General features: G+C 64.4%; 22 protein-coding genes. 10 read left to right on the top strand and 12 right to left on the bottom strand.

Features of this window, described 5'->3' with window-relative positions:
* Positions 1-72 precede the first annotated feature (72 nt).
* Genes VA599_RS06130 through VA599_RS06140 form a run of 3 tightly spaced genes read left to right on the top strand, consistent with a single transcriptional unit; the run spans position 73 to position 1,051 of the window.
* The gene (locus VA599_RS06130; protein ID WP_021477747.1) at positions 73-387 is read left to right on the top strand and encodes an ElaB/YgaM/YqjD family protein; all 315 of its coding nucleotides are present in this window, start codon (positions 73-75) and stop codon (positions 385-387) included.
* Between the two features lie 5 nt (positions 388-392).
* The gene (locus tag VA599_RS06135; RefSeq protein ID WP_346787954.1) at positions 393-785 is read left to right on the top strand and encodes a phage holin family protein; all 393 of its coding nucleotides are present in this window, start codon (positions 393-395) and stop codon (positions 783-785) included.
* Complete coding sequence (locus tag VA599_RS06140) at positions 782-1,051, top strand: hypothetical protein (protein ID WP_221666485.1); 270 nt, start codon at positions 782-784, stop codon at positions 1,049-1,051. Before VA599_RS06135 ends, VA599_RS06140 begins: the two co-directional genes overlap by 4 nt.
* A gap of 19 nt (positions 1,052-1,070) precedes the next feature.
* On the opposite strand, the gene VA599_RS06145 is transcribed toward VA599_RS06140, so the two are convergent.
* Positions 1,071-2,126 (bottom strand): hypothetical protein, encoded by a 1,056-nt coding sequence (locus VA599_RS06145; RefSeq protein ID WP_346787955.1) that lies wholly within the window; start codon positions 2,124-2,126, stop codon positions 1,071-1,073.
* A 203-nt stretch (positions 2,127-2,329) separates the two neighbouring features.
* Between VA599_RS06145 and tadA the strand changes: the two genes are divergently transcribed.
* Genes tadA through VA599_RS06160 form a run of 3 tightly spaced genes read left to right on the top strand, consistent with a single transcriptional unit; the run spans position 2,330 to position 4,102 of the window.
* A complete protein-coding gene (tadA, locus tag VA599_RS06150) occupies positions 2,330-3,064 on the top strand; it encodes a tRNA adenosine(34) deaminase TadA (protein WP_346787956.1) in 735 nt (244 codons plus the stop codon).
* A 1-nt stretch (position 3,065) separates the two neighbouring features.
* A complete protein-coding gene (locus VA599_RS06155; RefSeq protein WP_346787957.1) occupies positions 3,066-3,689 on the top strand; it encodes a L,D-transpeptidase family protein in 624 nt (207 codons plus the stop codon).
* On the top strand, positions 3,689-4,102 hold the full coding sequence (locus VA599_RS06160) for a DUF2721 domain-containing protein (protein ID WP_104947838.1): 414 nt from the start codon (positions 3,689-3,691) through the stop codon (positions 4,100-4,102). Before VA599_RS06155 ends, VA599_RS06160 begins: the two co-directional genes overlap by 1 nt.
* Positions 4,103-4,163: 61 nt before the next feature.
* Here VA599_RS06160 and VA599_RS06165 read toward each other — a convergent pair whose 3' ends face one another.
* The 5 genes from VA599_RS06165 to VA599_RS06185 all read right to left on the bottom strand — a co-directional run bounded on the left by VA599_RS06165 (position 4,164) and on the right by VA599_RS06185 (position 10,977).
* On the bottom strand, positions 4,164-4,934 hold the full coding sequence (locus tag VA599_RS06165; protein ID WP_021477740.1) for a class I SAM-dependent methyltransferase: 771 nt from the start codon (positions 4,932-4,934) through the stop codon (positions 4,164-4,166).
* Positions 4,935-5,160: 226 nt separating this feature from the next.
* The gene (locus VA599_RS06170) at positions 5,161-6,687 is read right to left on the bottom strand and encodes a fumarate hydratase (protein WP_104947839.1); all 1,527 of its coding nucleotides are present in this window, start codon (positions 6,685-6,687) and stop codon (positions 5,161-5,163) included.
* A 233-nt stretch (positions 6,688-6,920) separates the two neighbouring features.
* The gene (locus VA599_RS06175; protein ID WP_021477736.1) at positions 6,921-7,649 is read right to left on the bottom strand and encodes an MgtC/SapB family protein; all 729 of its coding nucleotides are present in this window, start codon (positions 7,647-7,649) and stop codon (positions 6,921-6,923) included.
* Positions 7,650-7,865: 216 nt separating this feature from the next.
* A complete protein-coding gene (locus VA599_RS06180) occupies positions 7,866-9,512 on the bottom strand; it encodes an NRAMP family divalent metal transporter (RefSeq protein WP_104947840.1) in 1,647 nt (548 codons plus the stop codon).
* Positions 9,513-10,080: 568 nt separating this feature from the next.
* A complete protein-coding gene (locus VA599_RS06185) occupies positions 10,081-10,977 on the bottom strand; it encodes a DMT family transporter (RefSeq protein WP_346787958.1) in 897 nt (298 codons plus the stop codon).
* Positions 10,978-11,073: 96 nt separating this feature from the next.
* Between VA599_RS06185 and VA599_RS06190 the strand changes: the two genes are divergently transcribed.
* Positions 11,074-11,898 (top strand): AraC family transcriptional regulator, encoded by an 825-nt coding sequence (locus tag VA599_RS06190; protein ID WP_346787959.1) that lies wholly within the window; start codon positions 11,074-11,076, stop codon positions 11,896-11,898.
* Here the strand turns inward: VA599_RS06190 and VA599_RS06195 are convergent.
* Both VA599_RS06195 and VA599_RS06200 read right to left on the bottom strand, forming a co-directional pair.
* On the bottom strand, positions 11,888-13,303 hold the full coding sequence (locus tag VA599_RS06195; protein ID WP_346787960.1) for a cryptochrome/photolyase family protein: 1,416 nt from the start codon (positions 13,301-13,303) through the stop codon (positions 11,888-11,890). The genes VA599_RS06190 and VA599_RS06195 overlap by 11 nt on opposite strands.
* Entirely contained in the window at positions 13,300-14,247 is a 948-nt protein-coding gene (locus tag VA599_RS06200) for a LysR family transcriptional regulator (RefSeq protein ID WP_346787961.1), read from the bottom strand. Before VA599_RS06200 ends, VA599_RS06195 begins: the two co-directional genes overlap by 4 nt.
* A gap of 121 nt (positions 14,248-14,368) precedes the next feature.
* Between VA599_RS06200 and VA599_RS06205 the strand changes: the two genes are divergently transcribed.
* Positions 14,369-14,839 carry a DMT family transporter gene (locus tag VA599_RS06205; protein WP_346787962.1) on the top strand — a complete coding sequence of 157 codons (471 nt, stop codon included), beginning with the start codon at positions 14,369-14,371 and terminating at the stop codon, positions 14,837-14,839.
* A gap of 2 nt (positions 14,840-14,841) precedes the next feature.
* Positions 14,842-15,294: a DMT family transporter gene (locus tag VA599_RS06210; RefSeq protein ID WP_346787963.1), complete on the top strand. Its 453-nt coding sequence runs from the start codon at positions 14,842-14,844 to the stop codon at positions 15,292-15,294.
* A 10-nt stretch (positions 15,295-15,304) separates the two neighbouring features.
* Here VA599_RS06210 and VA599_RS06215 read toward each other — a convergent pair whose 3' ends face one another.
* Positions 15,305-15,646 (bottom strand): YnfA family protein, encoded by a 342-nt coding sequence (locus tag VA599_RS06215; RefSeq protein ID WP_346787964.1) that lies wholly within the window; start codon positions 15,644-15,646, stop codon positions 15,305-15,307.
* Between the two features lie 120 nt (positions 15,647-15,766).
* On the opposite strand from VA599_RS06215, the gene VA599_RS06220 reads away from it, so the two are divergent.
* The gene (locus VA599_RS06220; RefSeq protein WP_346787965.1) at positions 15,767-16,153 is read left to right on the top strand and encodes a VOC family protein; all 387 of its coding nucleotides are present in this window, start codon (positions 15,767-15,769) and stop codon (positions 16,151-16,153) included.
* A gap of 71 nt (positions 16,154-16,224) precedes the next feature.
* Here the strand turns inward: VA599_RS06220 and VA599_RS06225 are convergent, their stop codons facing one another.
* The 3 genes from VA599_RS06225 to VA599_RS06235 all read right to left on the bottom strand — a co-directional run bounded on the left by VA599_RS06225 (position 16,225) and on the right by VA599_RS06235 (position 18,704).
* A complete protein-coding gene (locus VA599_RS06225; protein WP_346787966.1) occupies positions 16,225-16,662 on the bottom strand; it encodes an Rrf2 family transcriptional regulator in 438 nt (145 codons plus the stop codon).
* Positions 16,663-16,716: 54 nt separating this feature from the next.
* Positions 16,717-17,931: an NO-inducible flavohemoprotein gene (hmpA, locus tag VA599_RS06230; protein WP_021477725.1), complete on the bottom strand. Its 1,215-nt coding sequence runs from the start codon at positions 17,929-17,931 to the stop codon at positions 16,717-16,719.
* Positions 17,932-18,071: 140 nt separating this feature from the next.
* A complete protein-coding gene (locus VA599_RS06235) occupies positions 18,072-18,704 on the bottom strand; it encodes a lytic polysaccharide monooxygenase auxiliary activity family 9 protein (RefSeq protein WP_021477724.1) in 633 nt (210 codons plus the stop codon).
* Positions 18,705-18,744: the final 40 nt, after the last annotated feature.

Raw genomic sequence — 18,744 nt, forward strand, 5'->3', positions numbered from 1 at the left:
GGACTCCGGCGCGGCGGGCCATGCCGCGTCGCGCCGGATCGCTTTATTTTCAATATTCGCCAGGAGGTAGTCATGTCCACCGCCGCTAGCGCCAAGGAAAAAGAGCAATTGCTGGATGATGTGCGCCAGGTGCTGAACAGCACCGAGGAATTGATCAACTCTACCGTCGATGATGGCAGCCAGCACGCCAAGGAGCTGCGCAAGCGCCTCTCCGACAAGCTGGGCACCGCCAAGGCCAAGCTGCGCGACGCCGAAGTCGCCGTGGTAGGCAAGGCCAAGGAAGCCGCCAAGGCCACCGACCAGTACGTCCACGACAATCCGTGGAAATCCATCGGCATCGCCGCCGGCGTCGCCTTCCTGCTGGGCATGCTGGTCTCCCGCCGCTGAGCCCCATGTCCGATCCCGCCCAAGCCCCCCGCCCCGGCACCCTGCGTTCGTTCGCGGGCGGCTTGGCGTCGCTGTTCCTGACCCGCGCCGAGCTGCTGGCGCTGGAAGCCCAGGAATTGAAGGACGAGATCGTCGGCAATCTGCTACAGGGCATGCTGGGCCTGGTTCTACTGGGCTGCGGCCTGATCGCCGCCGTGCTCGCCCTGTGGGCGCTGACGCCGCAGGAGTGGCGGATCGCAGTCATGGCCGGCCTCGCCCTGCTGTTGTGCGGCGGCGGCATCGCGCTGCTGCTGGGCCTGCGCAGGCGCCTGAGACAGCAATCCGCTCCGTTCTCAACCACCCTTCAGGAAATCCGGAAAGACTGGACAGCCTTGGGCCCTGGCGGGGAGCGCGCGTGACGCCGCAGGACCGGGAACTGAAGAAACAGCTGCTGGTGATGAAGGGCGAAGCCCTGCGCGTCAAACTGAAGCTGGAGAAGCAAAGGCTGCTCCAGCCGATGCGGCTGGCCGGCTCAGGCTTCTCCCTGTGGCGCGAAGGCTGGTTCGGTTCGACGCTGGAAACGCTGGGCAAACTATTGCCGAGTCCGCGCCTGCGCCGCTGGCTGCAGGGCGGCGCCCGGCTATGGGTGATCTGGCGGATTGTCCGGCGCGCCTTCGCGCGCTGAAGTCCGCAGCGTTCGAGGCTCAGGCAGTCACATTGATGTTGCTTGCGACATCGCTGATGTTGACGCTCATCTGCTCCCCCATCGCTGCTTCCGCCTCCGGTCCTCCCTTGAGTATCTTATCCACATCGCCCAGCGCCTTTTCCGCGCTCTGCAGATCGTCCTGCGTTTCCCGCTTGTCCTTCATCTGCTGCATTTGCTGCTTGATGAACTCCTTGACCATTTTCAGCGTCTGCACCATTTCCTGGATATCCGGATCCACCGCCCCCTGATTGCCCTTGCCGCCGGACTGGGCGCTCTGCTGCGCCGCACGGGGATCGGCGGCCTGGGCCTGGCTGTCTCCTGCCGGCTGGGCACCGCCGCCTTGCTCCTTCGCGTTCGCATCGCTTGCCGGGCGGTCGGCCGCGCTCTGTCCGTTGCTAGCCTGCTGCGCCGATGCGGCAGCCCCGCCCGCCTCCGACGCAGCCGCCGCAGTCGATGATGCGGCATCGGCCCCGGAGGATGCGCCGCCTCCCTCATCGGAAGATGCCGCCTCGCCGGCAGACGACGATGCCGCGCCGTCCGAGCTCTGGACTCCGTCCGCACCGCAACCCTGCGACGCCGCGTCGCCCGCCGCCTGATCGCCGCCGACATTCACCGTCATCTGGTTATCGGCCGAATTCTGGCTCATGCTCTCAACCAAACCCTTCAACTCCTTGGCCAAACGGGCCAGTTCGGAAGCCAGCGCGCGCAGACTGGCCTTGTCATGCGCCATCATCATCATCCGACGCAGCCCCTCCACCCGCTGCTTGAGCACGGTTTTCTGCATGGCGTCGGCCTCGCTGCTCTGGCGCTGGGCCGGACGGTTCAGATCCACTTTCAGCTTCTGCATATAGTCCTGCAAACCCTGGCTCAGCGATTTTTGCAGCTCGCTGCGCGGATCCGGCAGCTTGGGCTGCAATGGACTCTGCGCATCGGCGTCGCCATTGACGGCGGAAGAGGCTGGGGAAGAAGGCTGGCTAGCGCCATTGGACAGCGCTGACGGGAAAAGGCTTTGCCGCCAGATGCTGGGGCCTGACGGAGATGAGATCACGGACATGGGCGGACTTTCTGGTGTTTTCCAATCATATCGTCAACATCAGCGATTTCTTTATGCCAATATCAGCCGCATGCGCATAAAAAATTCTCTTCTGCATGATTTCCGTGGAGCCAAGCCCCCGCGCCCTCTCCCCCTGGTTTGGTTCGCGGCGGGAAACACGCGATAATGACGGCATTGCCGCAACCCTCTCGCTGCCAGACTCCGTGACGCTCACCTCCCCTCCGCTGCCTCCCGCCGCCATCGCCTGGCTGGCCGAGCTGGACATCCACACCCGCCAGCAACTGCTCGCTCGCGGCGCGGTCACCGCTTTTCTGCAACTAAAAGCGGCCGGCCACACCGCGACCCGCCGCTTGCTGTTCGCGCTGGAAGCCGCGGCGCGAGGCATTCATTGGCAACAACTGGAAGAAAGCGACAAGGCAGCATTGCTGCGCCAGCTGTCCGACCACCCCCCGGTGGCCCTGCCCCCGAACGAGGAAGAACGCCGGCGCTGCATGGGCATGGCCAGAGCGCTGGCCGAGCAAGCATCCGCCGAAGGCGAGGTGCCGGTGGGGGCGCTGGTGGTGAAGGATGGCGAGATCATAGGCCGCGGCTACAATCAGCCGATAGGCCGGCACGACCCCTCCGCCCATGCCGAAATGCAGGCGCTGCGCGACGCCGCCGCGCGCCTGGGCAACTACCGGCTGGACGGCTGCGACCTGTACGTGACGCTGGAGCCCTGCCCGATGTGCAGCGGCGCCATCCTGCACGCTCGCATCGCCCGCGTGATCTACGGCGCCGCCGACGCCAAGACCGGCGCGGCGGGCAGCACGGTCGACCTGTTCGCCGACGCGCGGCTCAACCACCATGCCGCGGTGTTCGGCGGTGTGGAGGCGGAAGCCTGCGCGGAACAGTTGTCCGCCTTCTTCCGCCAGCGGCGCCGATCCCCCGGGGAGGAATGAAATGCGCGCGAGACTCGCCATCCTGCTGACCTGCCTGGCACAGCCCTGTTTGGCCGCCGACGACGCGGCGCTCATCCTGCAGACGCAAACCGATGGCCCGCTGCAAGCCACCTACCCCAACGCCCGCCATTACGGCTCGCCCTGGATCTGGGTAGGCGTCAAGTCGCAGACGCTGCGCCTGCTCGACGATTGGGGCCGAGTCCAGAAGGAATACGTGGTGTCGACGGCGAAAAACGGCGTCGGCGAAACCAGCGGCAGCTACCAGACCCCACGCGGCTGGCACGCCGTGTGTGAAAAGCTGGGCGACGGCGCGGAAGCGAACACCATCATCTTCCGCCGCCAGGTGACGCCGTGGAAATACACGCCCGAGCTGCACGCGCAATACCCGAACAAGGACTGGATCCTCACCCGCATCCTGTGGCTGTGCGGCCAGGAGCCAGGCCTCAATCAGGGCGGCAATGTCGACAGCTACGAGCGCGCCATCTACATCCACGGCGCCGGCGATCATGTACCATGGGGCCGGCCCAGCTCGCTGGGCTGCGTCCGCATGAAAAACCGCGATGTGATTGAACTGTTCGATGCCGCGCCCAACGGCACCGACGTATGGATAGACGAGAACTCCTGATGCACTCCGCTCTGAACCTGGCCACCCCGGCCCTGCTGTTCCCCGCCATCTCGCTGCTGCTGCTGGCCTATACCAACCGCTTTCTCGGCCTGGCAAGCATCATCCGCAACCTGTACGAGGAATACCGCGACAGCCAGGACCCAAAAATCCTGCGCCAGATCGGCAACCTGCGCACCCGGATCACGCTGATCAAGTGGATGCAGTTCATGGGCATCGCCAGCCTGTTCCTGTGCACCGTGGCGATGTTCCAGATTTATACCGGCTGGCAGGCGACCGGGGAAGTCACCTTCGGCGCCAGCCTGCTGTGCATGATCGCCTCGCTGGCGGTGTCGCTGCTGGAGCTGGTGCGTTCGTCTGACGCGCTCAACATCCTGCTGTCCGACCTGCAGGCGGAATACGACCGCCGCCATTGACCCTTGCCGCAAACGACAAAGCGCCCGCGATCGGGCGCTTTTTTACGTCTATTTAACTCGCTCAGCCGATAAGGGCAGCCGCGCCATCCTTGCGCGCCACCATCACGTGCAGCGGCAGATCGACGCGCCGCACTTGGCTCCGCGGCCCCCAGGCCCGGGTGATGCGCTGACAGGAATCGTCCAGGATGCTCTCGCCCAGGGCCTGCTTGCACAACTTGCTGGCCGAGGTGGTGTTGAGGAAGCCCAGGAAATGATCCAGCGTCCAGTCGCTGCTGATGGTGAAGCTGGGCGCTTTCAGCAGCGGCAACGGACAGCCGCTGCCGCGGAAGTCATCCCACAGCAGCTGGCAGCGGCTGGACCAGAACGGCTCGATGATGGACCACAGCACGCTGCAGGCGCGGTCGATCTCCGGCGACACCACGCAGTGATGGTAGCCCCAGGCAGCGAAGATGCCTCCCGGCTTCAGCACCCTCTGCATCTCCGGCCAGAACGACGGCAAATGGAACCAGTGCAGCGCCTGCGACACGCAGATCAGGTCAAAGCAATCGTCGTCGAACGGCGTCACCTCGGCCGGGCACTCTCGGTAATACACCTGATTGTGCGGCTCGGCCGCCGACAGCTGCGACGAGCTGATGTCGGTGGCGTCGACGCGCGCGAAACTCTCCCCCAGCCTCACCGCGGTCTGGCCGCTGCCGGTCGCGCAGTCCCAGGCGCGTCCGCGCCCCGGACACAGTTGCAGCAGCCAATCGTACAGTTCCTCCGGATACGATGGGCGAAAGCGCGCATACAGGTCCGGGTACAGATTGAAGGTGGCGACGGAACCGAGTTCCATATTCATTACTCGCTAGGTAGAAACACTAAAACAATGCCGTGAACATTTTCAGTATTTATGCCGTAAGTCAAAGATTTGCAAGATAAAAAACGAAAATATGCTGCAGATTATCTGTCTGTGCCGCTAGTCTGCAACAGACCATCGTTTCAAATCCCCCAACACCGCTGATGCGCCATAAAAAATGCCGCTCCTATCGGAACGGCATTCCTCACTCAAAGGGACAGGCTCAGCCCGCACTCACCGGGATCTTCCCGATCTTCACCCGCCATTCCGCCGGGCCGGTGTTATGCACCGAGGTGCCACAGGAATCCACCGCCACCGTCACCGGCATGTCCTTGACCTCAAATTCGTAGATCGCTTCCATGCCCAAATCGGCGAAGCCCACCACCTTGGACGCCTTGATCGCCTTGGACACCAGATAAGCCGAACCGCCGACAGCCATCAGATACACCGCCTTGTTGTCCCGGATCGCCTCGATCGCCGCCGGGCCGCGCTCGGCCTTGCCTATCATGCCGAGCAAACCGGTCTCTTCCAGCATCTGGCGGGTGAACTTGTCCATGCGGGTGGCGGTGGTCGGGCCGGCCGGGCCAACAACCTCCTCGCGCACCGGATCGACCGGGCCGACGTAATAGATGAAGCGGTTGGTGAAATCCACCGGCAGCTTCTCGCCCTTGTTCAGCATGTCCACCATGCGCTTGTGGGCGGCGTCGCGGCCAGTGAGGATCTTGCCGTTGAGCAGCAGCACATCGCCCGGCTGCCAGCTGGCCACTTCTTCCTTGGTGATCTTGTCCAGATCCACGCGCTTGCCGTTGGACGGGTCGTAAGTGATGTCCGGCCAATCTTCCAGGCTAGGGGTTTCCAGATGGGCCGGGCCGCTGCCGTCCAGGTGGAAATGGATGTGGCGGGTGGCGGCGCAGTTCGGGATCATCGCCACCGGCAAAGATGCCGCGTGGGTCGGGTAATCCAGGATCTTCACGTCCAGCACCGTGGTCAGGCCGCCCAGGCCTTGCGCGCCGATGCCCAGCGCGTTGACCTTCTCGAACAACTCCAGGCGCAGCGCCTCGACGCGGGACAATTCCTCGCCGGCGGCGGCCTTGGCCTTCAGTTCGTGGATGTCGACGTGATCCATCAGCGATTCTTTCGCCAGCAGCATCGCCTTTTCCGGCGTGCCGCCGATGCCGAGGCCGAGGATGCCTGGCGGACACCAGCCGGCGCCCATGGTCGGCACGGTCTTCAGCACCCAGTCGACGATGGAGTCGGACGGGTTGAGCATCACCATCTTGGACTTGTTCTCCGAACCGCCGCCCTTGGCCGCGCAGATCACATCCACCTGATCGCCCTCGACGATCTCGAAGTGCACCACGGCCGGGGTGTTGTCCTTGGAGTTCTGGCGCTTGCCGGCCGGGTCCAGCAGTACCGAGGCGCGCAGCTTGTTGTCCGGATGGTTGTAAGCGCGGCGCACGCCTTCGTTGACCATCTCCTGCACGCTGAGCTGGGCGTCCCACTGCACTTTCATGCCCACTTTCAGGAACACCACGGCGATGCCGGTATCCTGGCAGATCGGGCGCTGCCCTTCCGCGCACATGCGGCTGTTGACCAGGATCTGCGCCATCGCGTCCTTGGCGGCGGCGCTCTCCTCGTTCAGGTAAGCCTGGTACAGCGCGTCGATATAATCTTTAGGGTGGTAGCAACTGATGTACTGGAAGGCATCGGCAATGCTCTGGATGAAGTCTTCCTGGCGGATGATGGTCATAAGGCTGTCTCGAGAAACCGGGCGCCGGTGGGGCCGCCCGTGGATTACCCCGCCGCCGGCGCCTGATTCTGGCTGCGCCCTGCGGCAACTAAAAACCTAGTGTTGATTGTAACACCGTCTGTCATGAACTTTGACCCCGGACAAGGCGCGCGGCCAACCATCCAACTCGGCATCGAATAGCAAAAGCCGCCGGGCTCTCGCCGCAGCGGCTTCAGCTTCGGGCAAGCCTGCGCTCACTCGCTGGTGCTGGTATTCCAGTAAGCCTGGCTGATGTACGGCTTGGCCGCCAATTCGGCGGCGATGCGATCCAGCTCGTCCGAATCCACCGAGGTGGCCAGCAGCGTGGCGGTCATCTCCACTTCGTCGTCGCCGAAGGCTTCGACATCCAGATCCCCCACCGGGTAATTGGCCTTTTCCAGCAATTGCCCCACCTGGGCCAGCGCCTGCTTCTGCTCCTCGCGGGTGGCGATCACGCATAGCTGGTAAGTGACTTCGCTGGCGTCGTCGTCTATCGGGCGGCGATTGATGGAATTGACCACCGGCCGCAGCAGCGTGTTGACCGCCAGCACGAACACCGTGGTCAGGATGGCCTGGCCCAGCATGCCCGCGCCGGCGCAGGCGCCGGTGGCCGCCGAGCCCCACAACGTGGCGGCGGTATTCAGGCCGCGCACATTCAGACCTTCCTTCATGATGGTGCCGGCGCCGAGGAAACCGACGCCGGAAACCACATAAGCCACCACCCGCGACGCGCTGCCGGAGCCATCCAGTTGCAAGGCCATATTGACGAAGGCCGCGGCGCTGACCGCTACCAGCGCGTTGGTGCGCAGGCCCGCCGTGCGCTGGCGGTATTGCCGCTCCAGGCCGATCACGGTGCCGCAGACGAAGGCCATGGCCAAACAGATCAACGAATGCAGCAGGCCGAACCAATCCAGCTCAAACATATTATGCAGATTGTAATGCATGTTCTCTCCTCAGCGCCGCCGGCAAAACCCCTGACTCTGCGCCTGAGCCTTGGCACGGGCACTTCTCGAGGTTTTGTAAACAGCTCTTGTTATCCGGTTTCTTATATAAGGAACATGCATGGTGGTTTTCCGTGAAAGCCACCATGCACCGGTCCCTAACATGGCAAAAGCCGGCGCCACGCCTCGCATGGCACCGGCTCCACCTTAACCCGACGCTTACTGGCCGAGCAAGGCGACCTGCGTCACCTTGTACACCACCATGATGACAGCTACCACCAGATAACCGCGCAACACAGCCATCCACATGCGGTTGCTGCGGGACAGTACCATCGGCTTGAGTTGAGCCAGCGGCGGCATGCGCCAGGTGTTCATGTACAGCTTGGTCGGCTTGGCCTCTTCCGCCAGATCGGCGCCGGTTTCTGCGTCGCGGCGCAGCTTGACGACATGCGCGGCGATCACCACGATGCCGCCGACGATGCCGCCACCGACCAGCACGTTGACGATGGTCTGGCTGGAGATGTCCGGCCACAATACCGACGCGGTCAGGATCACCGACAACAGCACCAGCACCGCCGCCACCAGGCCGGTGAACAGATTGGTCCAGCGGCCGTTCACCCACGGCCCCAGCACATCCTTGTCATTGCACAGCAGCAACAAAAACACGGAAGCGGACGGCAGCAGCACGCCGGCCAGCGTCTGCACCGCGTTGGTCAGCAGGCCCAGCGGCACGCCCGGAATCAGCACCAGGGACGCGGCGCCGGCGATCAGCAGGAAATACACCAGATAGAAGGCGCGGGCATCGGACGGCTTGCGGTGCAGCGAGTGCTTCATGTTCAGCACATCGGCCAACGCGTAGGCGGTGGACAGCGACACCGCGCTGGCGCCGATCAGGCTGGCGTCGATCAGCGCGACAGCGAACAGCACACCGGCCAGATGGCTGTGGTACTTGCCCAGGCCCGCGGCGACCGCGCCGGCATCCTGGAAGTTGCCGAATTCCGGCTTGCCGGCGAACAGCGCGGCCGACATGCCGATGATGGCGACGGCGCCGATCAACACCAGCACGATGCCCAGCCACAGGTCGGCGCGCTCGTACTTGATGAAGCGCGGCGTGATGCGCTTGTCGATCACGTAGCTTTGCTGGAAGAACAGCTGCCACGGCGCGACCGTGGTGCCGACGATGCCGATGATCAGCAGCATCACGTCGGACAGCTTGCCGCCGGCCGGCATGCCCGGCACGAACAAGTCATGGCCGATCTGCGACATCGGCGGATGCACCATCATGAACACCGGCACCAAAAGCAGGCTGAACACCACCAATATCATCGAGAAACGCTCGAAACGGCGAAAGTCTCCGGTGCTGGCAGCCGCCATCACCAGGCCGGCGGCGGCGATCACGCCCCACTCCTTGGGCAGGCCCAGGTACTGCAAACCCAGCGTGATGCCGATGAATTCGGTGACGATGGTCAGCGCGTTCAGCAGGAACAGGTCGATGGCGCTGAAGGCGCCCCAGAATTTGCCGAAGCGCTCCAGGATCAGCCGGGCATGGCCGACGCCGGTGACGGCGCCCAGGCGCAGCACCATTTCCTGATTCACATACAGCACCGGGATCAGCAGGATCAGCGTCCACAGCAGCGAGGTGCCGTAGTTCTGGCCGGCCTGGGCATAGGTGCTGAAGGCGCCGGCGTCGTTGTCGCCGACCATCACGATCAAGCCGGGGCCCAGAATGGCCAGCAGCGTGCGCAACCGCTGCCAGACGCTGTTGCGGGCGGCCACATCGCCGTGGCGGATGGTGCCGAATGCGCCGCGGATGTCTCCGACGTGGGCGCTGTCGAGTACAGCTTCGTTCTTGACGTTATTAGTCATTGTCATCGTCTCCGAACAGGCGGCGCAAGCGGGGACCGCCCGTCGTTTTTCAAGCAAACGAAGGCATGCGGGCATGAGCGCGGCTGCATCAGCCGGACGAAGGGTACGCCAAGCGTATGCAAGCGCGAAGATGCGCAAACCTGATTTAGGCGTCCGACAGGGTTCGGTACGCGGTCATCAGCAGTAACGGTATATGGGGTAAGCACGCGGCCGCGGCGGAGTGGCCGAGCCAGGGATGCGCACTGTCTAGCCTCGCGGCAGGACAGCGGCCAATGAAATAGCGACGATGCCTTTGCCGGTCAGCACGACCCGGTGGATAACCAACTACTACTGCAACTTTCCAAGGCATCAGCCCCCAGTTATGAAAACGCCGCGATGGTAATCCTGGCGTGAAATAGACGTCAACACCCCGATGACAATGCGTTTCTGCGCTGCAGCACGGCCACCCGCAGCAATCTGCCACGGCATGGCCGCGCATCGATCCAACACGCGGATTTACCTTTGCTCTCGAACTATAAGCGCAATAAAACGCCACACCGCTCAGGTAAATTTTTGTTAATGGATTGTGTTATTTATTTACAAAAGCCATCTTTTTCGCGCTCCCCAGCTTCAGCATGCCCTGCCCCAGCGCCACACCCAGAAGGATCAGGCCGCCGCCCAACCAGTGGTAATGATGGATGGTTTCGCCCAGCAGCGCGCTGGCCAGCACCGCGGTGAACAGCGGCAGCAGGTTCATGAAGATGGCGGTGCGCTCGCTGCCCAGCTTCTGGATGCCGCGCATCCACAAATAAGCCGCCAGCAACGAAGAACCGATGCCGGCGAACAGCACCAGGCCGATGCCCTTTGCCGGAATCGCCATGCTCTGCGCGGTCAGCGTCAGCGGCAGCAGCAGCAATACCGCCAGGCTGGCCTGCAGATACAGATTGAGCCAGGCTCCGAACGGCGGCGCCCAGCGCCGCAGCAGAATGCCGTACAGCGCGTAGGACGCGGCGCCGGCCAAGATCAGCGCGTCGCCGGTGTTGACGCCGTTGGCCAGCAGACTCATCGGATCGCCCTTGCCCAGCAGGTAAACCACGCCGGACAGCGACACCGCCACGCCCAGCCAGGCCAGCGCCGCCACCTTCTGACGGAACACGGCGGCATTGAGCAGCAGGCCCAGCAGCGGCACCAAGGCCGTGATCACGCCCATATTGGTGGCGCTGGTGCTGTGGGCCGCGTAATAAGCCAGGCACTGGAACATCACCATGCCCAGCATTGCCAGAACCAGCAGCTTGCCCAACCAGGGCTTGAGCTCGCCGGCGCGGCGGCGCAGAACCGGCAGGCAGAACGGCGTCAGCACCAGCGCCGCCAGCAGCCAGCGGTAAATGGAAATCGCCGCCGGGTCCAGCACCTGGGCGGCAGCCTTGGAAACAATGGTGTTGGCGGCCCAGATCAGCACCGCCAGCAGGGGAAACAGCATGGCCATCACAGCCTCCTTCGACTTTACCCCATCCATTCTAGATTCGTCTGTTATGGAGCATATAATTCAAAACGGACAAACCACTGGGGCAAACCGGACAATATGGACGTCGACAACCACGACGGCTACTTCGCCAGCGATCAGAGCCTGCTGGCGCCGGCGCCGCTGATATTCCGCTACCACCGCTTCACGCCGAAGAGCGAGTTCGCCCGCCACCGCCACCGCTGGGGCCAGCTCAGCCGCATCAATCTGGGCATGATGGAGCTGCTGCTGGACGACAGGCGCGTGGTGGCCACCGCGCAATACCTGCTGTGGACGCCGCCGGCCGAGCCGCACGCCGCCTACATCCACCAGGCGATGCACTACACCTCGATCTATGTCGAAGACGGGGTGGCCGCGCAGTTGCCGCCCTCCACCTGCCTGCTGGAGCAGACGCCGCTGGTGCGCGCGCTGCTGGACGATTTCAGCCAGCGCCAGATCACCGTGCCGGCCGAGCCATGGGACATCCGCCAGGCCGAGCTGCTGTGCCAGCGCATCCTGCAATCCGGCCGCGAAGCCAGCTACCTGCCCGACAGCCGGCAACGGCTGCTGCAGCCGATACTGGACGCGATCCGCCAGGACCCGGCCGACGCCACGCCGTTGAAAGACTGGGCGGAGCGCGTGTTCAGCACAGAGCGCACGCTGGCGCGGCTGTTCCAGCGCGAGCTGGGCATGAGCTTCGGCCAATGGCGCGGCCGAGCGCGTCTGCTGGAAGCGCTGTCGCGGCTGAAGCAAGGCGACAGTGTGCAAGACATCTCGGCGCGGCTGGGCTACGCCACGCCGTCGGCCTTCATCGCGATGTTCCAGAAACAGCTGGGCGACTCGCCGGAGCGCTACCGCCGCCAATTGCTGGAAAGCGGCGGCTGGCCGGACGAATTCAGCGCTTGAACAAGGCCAGCGCCAATTCGCGCTGAACCGCGTGGTCAACCGCCGGCAGCGGGTAGTCGCGTCCCAGCCGCACGCCGGCGTCCGCCAGCTGCTCCGGCTTGGCCAGCCACGGCGCGTGTATCAGTTTGTCCGGCAGCCGCGCCAGTTCCGGCGCGTAGCGGCGGATGAAGCGGCCATCCGGGTCGAACTTCTCGCTCTGGCTGACCGGATTGAAGATGCGGAAGTAAGGCTGGGCGTCGCAGCCGGTGCTGGCCGCCCACTGCCAGCCGCCATTGTTGGCCGCCAGGTCGAAATCCAGCAGCCTCTCCGCGAAATACCGCTCGCCCCAGCGCCAGTCGATCAGCAGATCCTTCACCAGAAAACTCGCCGCCACCATCCGCAGCCGGTTATGCATATAGCCGCTGCGGTTCAGCTGCCGCATCGCCGCGTCCACCAGCGGATAGCCGGTGCGGCCCTCGCGCCAGGCGTCGAACCATTCCGCATTGTTGGGGAACGGCAGCGCGTCGTATTCCGGCTTGAACGCGTGCGCCACCACGTCCGGCCGGTGCCACAGCACTTGCTGGTAGAAGTCGCGCCAGATCAGCTCGCTCAGCCAGGTCATCGCGCCCTCGCCGCCATCGTGCCAGGCATAGGCGGCTAGCTGGCGGATGGAAATGGTGCCGAAGCGCAGATGGACGCTGAGGTAAGAGACCCCCTTGATGCCGGGGAAGTCGCGCTGCGTCTTATAGCGATCGATGCGGCCGGCGAAATCGGCGAACAGCGCCTCGGCCCCGGCCGCGCCGGGCTGGATGGGCAGGCTGGTCAAATCGCTGGATTGGAAGCCGATATCGGCCAGGCTGGGCATGGACTCAGGATCGCGCGGCATCAGCGCGGCCAGGTAGCGCCGCACCGGATAGGCCTGCAGATGAAACGGCGTCAGTTTCTTCAGCCAGGCGTTCTTGTACGGCGTGAATACCGAGAACGGCTTGCCGGCGCCGGTCAAGACTTCGTCGGTCTCGAAAATCACCTGATCTTTGCTGTCATGGAAGGCGATGCCGCGCTCAGACAGCCGCCGCGCCACCTCGGCGTCGCGTTCGCGGGCGGCCGGCTCGTAGTCGCGGTTGCAGAATACCGCGTCGGCGCCCAGCTCCGCCGCCAGCCGCGGAATCTCGTCGACAGGCAGGCCATGACGGACCAGCAGATCGCCGCCCAGCGCGTTCAACTCGGCCTTCAGCGCCGCGACGCTCTGATGGATGAAATCGACGCGGCGGTCGTCGCGCGGCAGCGCGTCCAGAATGGCGGCGTCGAACACGAACACCGGCGCCGCCGCCTCGCTGTGCTTCAGCGCGTGGTAGAAAGCGGCGTGGTCGTCCAGCCGCAGATCGCGGCGCAGCCAGACCAGCGCCATCCGGTAACGTTTGCTCATTCTCGTTTCCAACTCTTTGGTGACAACACGGATGGGGACAGCCCGTGGTCCCACTGCGGCGCATCGCCGCCCAATTTCTCGTCGAGGAAATCGATGAAGGCCCTCGCCTTGGCCGGCAAGCGCCGCTGCGGATACACCGCGTGGATGGCGTGCGCAGGCAGCGGGTAATCGCTCAGCACCGCCGCCAGCCGGCCGGCGGCCAGGTCCGGCCCGACGATGAAGGTGGGCATTTCGCAGATGCCCAGGCCGGCCAGCAAGGCGTCGCGCCGCGCCTCGCTGTTATTGACCTGGTAATTGCCGCGCGGCTGGACGCGGATCTCGCCGTCCGGCCCGCTGAAAACCCAACTGGCCCCGCCGCGGTAGTAGGAATAATGGATGCAGTTGTGCCCGGCCAGCTCGGACGGATGCTGCGGCGTGCCATGCGCGGCCAGGTAGTCCGGCGACGCGCACACCACCACCCGGCACGGCGCGAGGCGGCGCGCCACCATGCGGTTGTCCGGCAGATTGCCGATGCGCACCGCCAGGTCGTAGCCGCCCTCCACCAAATCCACCATCCGGTCATCCATCGCCATGTCCAGCTGGATGTCCGGATAGCGGCGCAGGAATTCAGCCACCAGCGGCGACAGATGCAGCCGGCCGAAAACCATCGGCGCGGCGACGCGCAGCAAGCCTTGCGGCCTGCCCTGCAGGCCGGCGGCCACCTCCTCCGCCTCGTTGGCCAGCGCCAGCGCGCCGCGGGCGCGGTCGTAATAGCGCTCGCCGGCCTCGGTCAAGCTCAGGCTGCGGGTGGTCCGCTGCAGCAGCCGCACGTTCAGCCCTGCCTCCAGCAACTGGATGCGCTTGCTGACCGCGGATTTGGTCAGCCCCAGCCGTTCGGCGGCGGCGGAGAAACTGCCGGCCTCGACCACGGCGACAAAGATTGGTATCGCGGCGAAATGCTCCATCTTATTGTCCACTTTTCATCCGCAATCAGTTTCCAAAAACATGGATTATCAGTCAATAAGACACAATGTACAGTTCTGGCATCCGGCCTCGCCGTGTTCATTCAAGACCTAAAGGATTTCCATGCATACCCATCATTCCGCCGCACAGCCGCTCACGGAGTACGGACTGAGCGCGCTGGCGCTGCTGGCTGGCGCGCTGCTCGCGCTGATGATCCATTGCAACAGCCGGCTCGCCGCTTACAGCAATCCGCTGACCGCGTCGTGGCTGGCCCACGCGATAGGCATGCTGTCTGCCCTGCTGCTGTGGAAGGCTCTGCGCCAGACAAGGCCCCATGCCGGCCGGTCTCCCCGCTGGGCCTACTTGGGCGGCGTGCCCGGCGCCTTGACGGTGGCGCTGGCAGCCATCGCCGTCCACAGCCCGCTGGCGCTGTCCGGCACCCTGGCGCTGGGCATGGTCGGACAAGTGCTGTTCAGCCTGCTGTCCGATCGTTTCGGCCTGTTCGGCATGCCGCGCCGGCCGCTGCAGCTGCATGACGCTTTGGCGCTGCCGCTAGTGCTGTCCGGTTGCGCCATTCTGATTTTTGGAGCCTGAGCATGCTGTTTTTCATGACCCTGGCCATCGTCAACGGGCTGTGCATAGGCTGCAGCCGCGCCATCAACGGCAAGCTGGCGCAGCATGGCGGCGCCTTGGCCGCTTCGTTCTGGAACCACTTGGGCGGCTTTTTGTTCCTGAGCCTGCTGCTGGCCGGCGGCTCGGCGACGCTTCGCCTGCCGCTGGACGCCCCTTGGACCGCCTGGTGCGGCGGCGTCATCGGCGCCTTGTTCGTCGCGCTCAACGGCTTCGCGCTGCCGCGGCTGGGCACGATGAAAACCGCGATGCTGGTGATCGCCGGCCAGATGCTGTCCGGCGTGCTGATCGATCGGCTTGCGGGCAATGGCGGCAAATCCGCGCAGGCCCAACTGGCGGGCATCGGGCTGATCGCCTTGGGGCTGTACCTCTCCAAACGCGGCCCCGCCAAACCTGCGGCGGTTAGCGCATCGTCTTGACCCTTGCCGGCTAGCTGCGCGGCGCCAGCATGATCACAGCCATGCCCGCCAGCGCCAAGCCGCAACCCAGCGCGTCCCAGCGGTCCGGCCGCACGCCGTCCACCAGCCACAGCCAACCTATCGCCACCGCCACGTAGACACCGCCGTAAGCGGCGTAAGTGCGGCCCGCCGCCGCCGGATGCAGAGTCAACAGCCAGGCGAACACAGCCAGCGACAGCGCGGCCGGCGCCAACAGCCACCAGGGTTTCCCCTCGCGCAACACCAGCCACGGCAGATAGCAGCCGATGATCTCGGCCAGCGCGGTCAAAACAAACAAGCCCGCCACGCGCGGCAGGCCGAACAGCCATTCCATGCTCTTCCCCTCTGCATCCTCGCGCCGGTCCGGCGCTATCGACATCATGGAAAATAACAATTTAACAATCGAATATCATTTAAATATCATATAACCATCAACAGCCAACAGGAGAAGACGATGACTCCGTTCAATATTCTCGGACTTGATCATATCGTGTTGCGCGTCGCCGATCCCGCCCGCTCCGAACGCTTCTATCTGGAAACGCTGGGCTGCCGCGTGGTGAGGAGACAGGAAAAACTGGGATTGGTGCATCTGGATGCCGGCACCGCGCTGATCGACCTGCTGATGGCGAAAGAAGGAGAAGCGCCCGGCCGCAATGTCGACCACTTCTGCCTGCGAGTGGAGCCGTTCGACGAGGACGCCATCCGCGCCCACCTCACCAGGCTAGGCATCGCCATCGAGCCGGCCAAACAGCGTTTCGGCGCCGAAGGCACCGGCCCATCGATCTACCTACGCGATCCGGACGGCAACGGCGTCGAGCTGAAAGGCCCGGCGACCGCCTAAGAACCAAGGCGCGCCGACGCAGACAGCACGCATCGTACGGCAAGGAAGCGCAACGCAGGATCAGCGCGCTATCAGCGGCTCAAGCGGTGCAGACGGATGATGGCTTCGCCAGTGGGACTGGCAACGATGTCGCGCAAGGTATAGCCGTCCAGCGTCAGGAAAAAAGCCGCCAGCGCCTCGTCCAGCGCGCCTTTCAGCAAACAGCCGCGGCTCAGCGCGCACGGAGGTTCGGCGCAGTCTATCAACTGCGGCTTGCCTTCCAGCGTGCGCACCACCTCGCCCAGCCGGTAATGCTCGGGCTGCCGCGCCAACGCCATGCCGCCGCCCTTGCCTCGGGAGGTGGCCAGCCAGCCCTGCTGCGCCATGAAGTGCACCACCTTGACCAGGTGGTTGCGCGACACCTCGAACCGCTCGGCGATCTCCGGGATGGTGGCCAGCTGGCCGGGCTGCTGCCCGGTCAGGTACATCAGCACGCGCAGTCCTAGGTCGGTGAATCGGGTCAATTGCATGGCGGTCTTCAGTGCGGGGAATCGGCGGCAGCATACCGCGTCTGGCCGATAGCCTCAATCGTCGCCGGGATGGGAGCCGAACACTTCGTAATGGATGCGGTCGGCCGCCACGCCCAGGCCGCGCAGACTGTCGCGCTGCGCGCGCATGAAGCCCAGCGGGCCGCACAGGTAGTAGTCGGCATCCGGCAGCAGCGCCAGGTTTTGGATCTCATCCAGGCTCAGGCGTCCGGCCGCGTGGTAATCGGCGCCGATCACATCCTGCGCGCGCGGCGTCTCGTAGCAGACGTGGATCTGCAGCTGCGGATGGCGTTCGGCCAACTGGCGCACTTTCACGCCCATCGCGTGCGCGCCGCCGTGCCGGGCCGCGTGCAGGAAACGCACCTCGCGGCCGCCGCGCTTGAGCAACTGGCCCAGCATCGCCTGCATCGGCGTCTGCCCGACGCCGGCGCTGATCAGCACCGCCGGACCGTTCCGCTCTTCGTGCAGGAAGAAATCGCCCTGCGGCGCGCTCAGCTCCAGCACGTCGCCGACCTGGACCTCGCGATGCAGCAGATTGGACATGCGGCCGGCCGGCTTGCCTTCGCCCGCGTCTTCGCGCTTGACCGAAATGCGCAGGTACTCGCCGTTGGGCGCGTCGGACAGGCTGTACTGGCGCGGCTGGCTCAGCCCCCACTCGACGACGAAACGCTTCACCGACACGTACTGGCCGGGCTTGAACGGCGGCAGCGCGCCGCCGTCGCTGGGCTCCAGATAGAACGACGCGATCTCCTCGCTCTCCGTTTCCCTTTTCGCCACCCGGAACGGCCGCCAGCCACTCCAGCCGCCATCGGCGTTGGTGGTGTCGCGGTACATGCCGTTTTCGATGCCGATCAGCGTGTCCGCCAGCAAGCCGTAGGCCTCGGCCCAGGCCTGGATCAGATCGTCTCCGGCCGCCTCGCCCAGCACCTCGCGGATGGAGGCCAGCAGATGCTTGCCGACGATGGGATAGTGCTCGGCGCGTATGCCCAGGCTGACATGCTTGTGCGCGACGCGAGTCAGCACCGGCAGCAGCGGCGATGGATCGTCGATATGCTGGGCGTAAGCCAGCACCGCCATCGCCAGCGCCTGCTGCTGCTGGCCGGAATGCTGATGGCCCTGGTTGAACACGTTCTTCAGCTCCGGGTTGTGTTCGAACATGCGGCGGTAGAAATGGCTGGTCAACGCCACGCCGTGCTGCTGCAGCACCGGCACGGTGGCCTTGACCAAGGATCGGGTTTGTTCGCTCAGCATGTCAGCTCCTTAAGATATTCAAAAAATACATCTTTATTGCCGAAAAAAAGCCCCTGGACGCCGGGGACTCTTAAAGATATACAAATAATACATGTTTATTTGATCTGTGTCACAAAACTACAGCGGCAACGCTGCGCGCATCATAAGAAATTGAAATCGATCACCTGGTAGAAGGCGTTGCCGGTGTCCGCCACTTCCCATACCGCCAGCACCACGTGATAACCACTGCGCTCCGGCAGATGGACCTGGTGGATAGTGGGCTGCGGCGGGGTCAGCTCCGCCTGGTGTTCCCAGAACGGCTGCGCGGTCAGCTCCGCCTTGTAGAACGGCTCCGCCTCGAACTGGGCGCGGGTCAGCGGCCGGTTCGGATCCCAATCCGCCTTGGTGATGAAGTAGTTCCAGCGCCGCGTCAGATGGATGGCGTGGTAGCTCCATTTGAATTCCAGCATCTGGCCGGGCCTCGCCGGATGCTTGTGCCAGCGATCGGCGCTCTGCTCGTCCAGCACCGCCGAGTGGTCCTGGCCGGCGCTGGCTATCCTGCCATCGACGGGGGGCTTGGCGTTGACGGCGTCGGTCGGCGCCAACGGGTCGTGCAGATTGGCCTCCGCGGCCGGAAAGAATTTGCCGCCTTCCAGGCCGTTGACCTGCCAGCTCTGCAGCGGACATTGCGCGTTGACGCCGTCCACGCACAGCTGGCCTCGCGAAGCGGGCTCGAATATTTGGCCGTGGCGAGGCTGGGCGACGGACTGGGACTCCACCTTGGTCTGGCTCATTGTATCCCCCTGTATCGGTATGGGTTGGAAAACCGGACAG

The sequence above is a fragment of the Chromobacterium indicum genome (genome assembly GCF_039708975.1).
Classification (GTDB): domain Bacteria; phylum Pseudomonadota; class Gammaproteobacteria; order Burkholderiales; family Chromobacteriaceae; genus Chromobacterium; species Chromobacterium piscinae.

Excerpts from the sequence above, each read along its gene's own strand:
- VA599_RS06130 (WP_021477747.1), top strand. The coding sequence starts at position 73 with ATGTCCACCGCCGCTAGCGCCAAGGAAAAAGAGCAATTGCTGGATGAT.
- VA599_RS06135 (WP_346787954.1), top strand. The coding sequence starts at position 393 with ATGTCCGATCCCGCCCAAGCCCCCCGCCCCGGCACCCTGCGTTCGTTC.
- VA599_RS06145 (WP_346787955.1), bottom strand. The coding sequence starts at position 2,126 with ATGTCCGTGATCTCATCTCCGTCAGGCCCCAGCATCTGGCGGCAAAGC.
- VA599_RS06155 (WP_346787957.1), top strand. The coding sequence starts at position 3,066 with ATGCGCGCGAGACTCGCCATCCTGCTGACCTGCCTGGCACAGCCCTGT.
- VA599_RS06160 (WP_104947838.1), top strand. The coding sequence starts at position 3,689 with ATGCACTCCGCTCTGAACCTGGCCACCCCGGCCCTGCTGTTCCCCGCC.
- VA599_RS06165 (WP_021477740.1), bottom strand. The coding sequence starts at position 4,934 with ATGGAACTCGGTTCCGTCGCCACCTTCAATCTGTACCCGGACCTGTAT.
- VA599_RS06170 (WP_104947839.1), bottom strand. The coding sequence starts at position 6,687 with ATGACCATCATCCGCCAGGAAGACTTCATCCAGAGCATTGCCGATGCC.
- VA599_RS06175 (WP_021477736.1), bottom strand. The coding sequence starts at position 7,649 with ATGCATTACAATCTGCATAATATGTTTGAGCTGGATTGGTTCGGCCTG.
- VA599_RS06180 (WP_104947840.1), bottom strand. The coding sequence starts at position 9,512 with ATGACTAATAACGTCAAGAACGAAGCTGTACTCGACAGCGCCCACGTC.
- VA599_RS06185 (WP_346787958.1), bottom strand. The coding sequence starts at position 10,977 with ATGGCCATGCTGTTTCCCCTGCTGGCGGTGCTGATCTGGGCCGCCAAC.
- VA599_RS06190 (WP_346787959.1), top strand. The coding sequence starts at position 11,074 with ATGGACGTCGACAACCACGACGGCTACTTCGCCAGCGATCAGAGCCTG.
- VA599_RS06195 (WP_346787960.1), bottom strand. The coding sequence starts at position 13,303 with ATGAGCAAACGTTACCGGATGGCGCTGGTCTGGCTGCGCCGCGATCTG.
- VA599_RS06200 (WP_346787961.1), bottom strand. The coding sequence starts at position 14,247 with ATGGAGCATTTCGCCGCGATACCAATCTTTGTCGCCGTGGTCGAGGCC.
- VA599_RS06205 (WP_346787962.1), top strand. The coding sequence starts at position 14,369 with ATGCATACCCATCATTCCGCCGCACAGCCGCTCACGGAGTACGGACTG.
- VA599_RS06210 (WP_346787963.1), top strand. The coding sequence starts at position 14,842 with ATGCTGTTTTTCATGACCCTGGCCATCGTCAACGGGCTGTGCATAGGC.
- VA599_RS06215 (WP_346787964.1), bottom strand. The coding sequence starts at position 15,646 with ATGGAATGGCTGTTCGGCCTGCCGCGCGTGGCGGGCTTGTTTGTTTTG.
- VA599_RS06220 (WP_346787965.1), top strand. The coding sequence starts at position 15,767 with ATGACTCCGTTCAATATTCTCGGACTTGATCATATCGTGTTGCGCGTC.
- VA599_RS06225 (WP_346787966.1), bottom strand. The coding sequence starts at position 16,662 with ATGCAATTGACCCGATTCACCGACCTAGGACTGCGCGTGCTGATGTAC.
- hmpA (WP_021477725.1), bottom strand. The coding sequence starts at position 17,931 with ATGCTGAGCGAACAAACCCGATCCTTGGTCAAGGCCACCGTGCCGGTG.
- VA599_RS06235 (WP_021477724.1), bottom strand. The coding sequence starts at position 18,704 with ATGAGCCAGACCAAGGTGGAGTCCCAGTCCGTCGCCCAGCCTCGCCAC.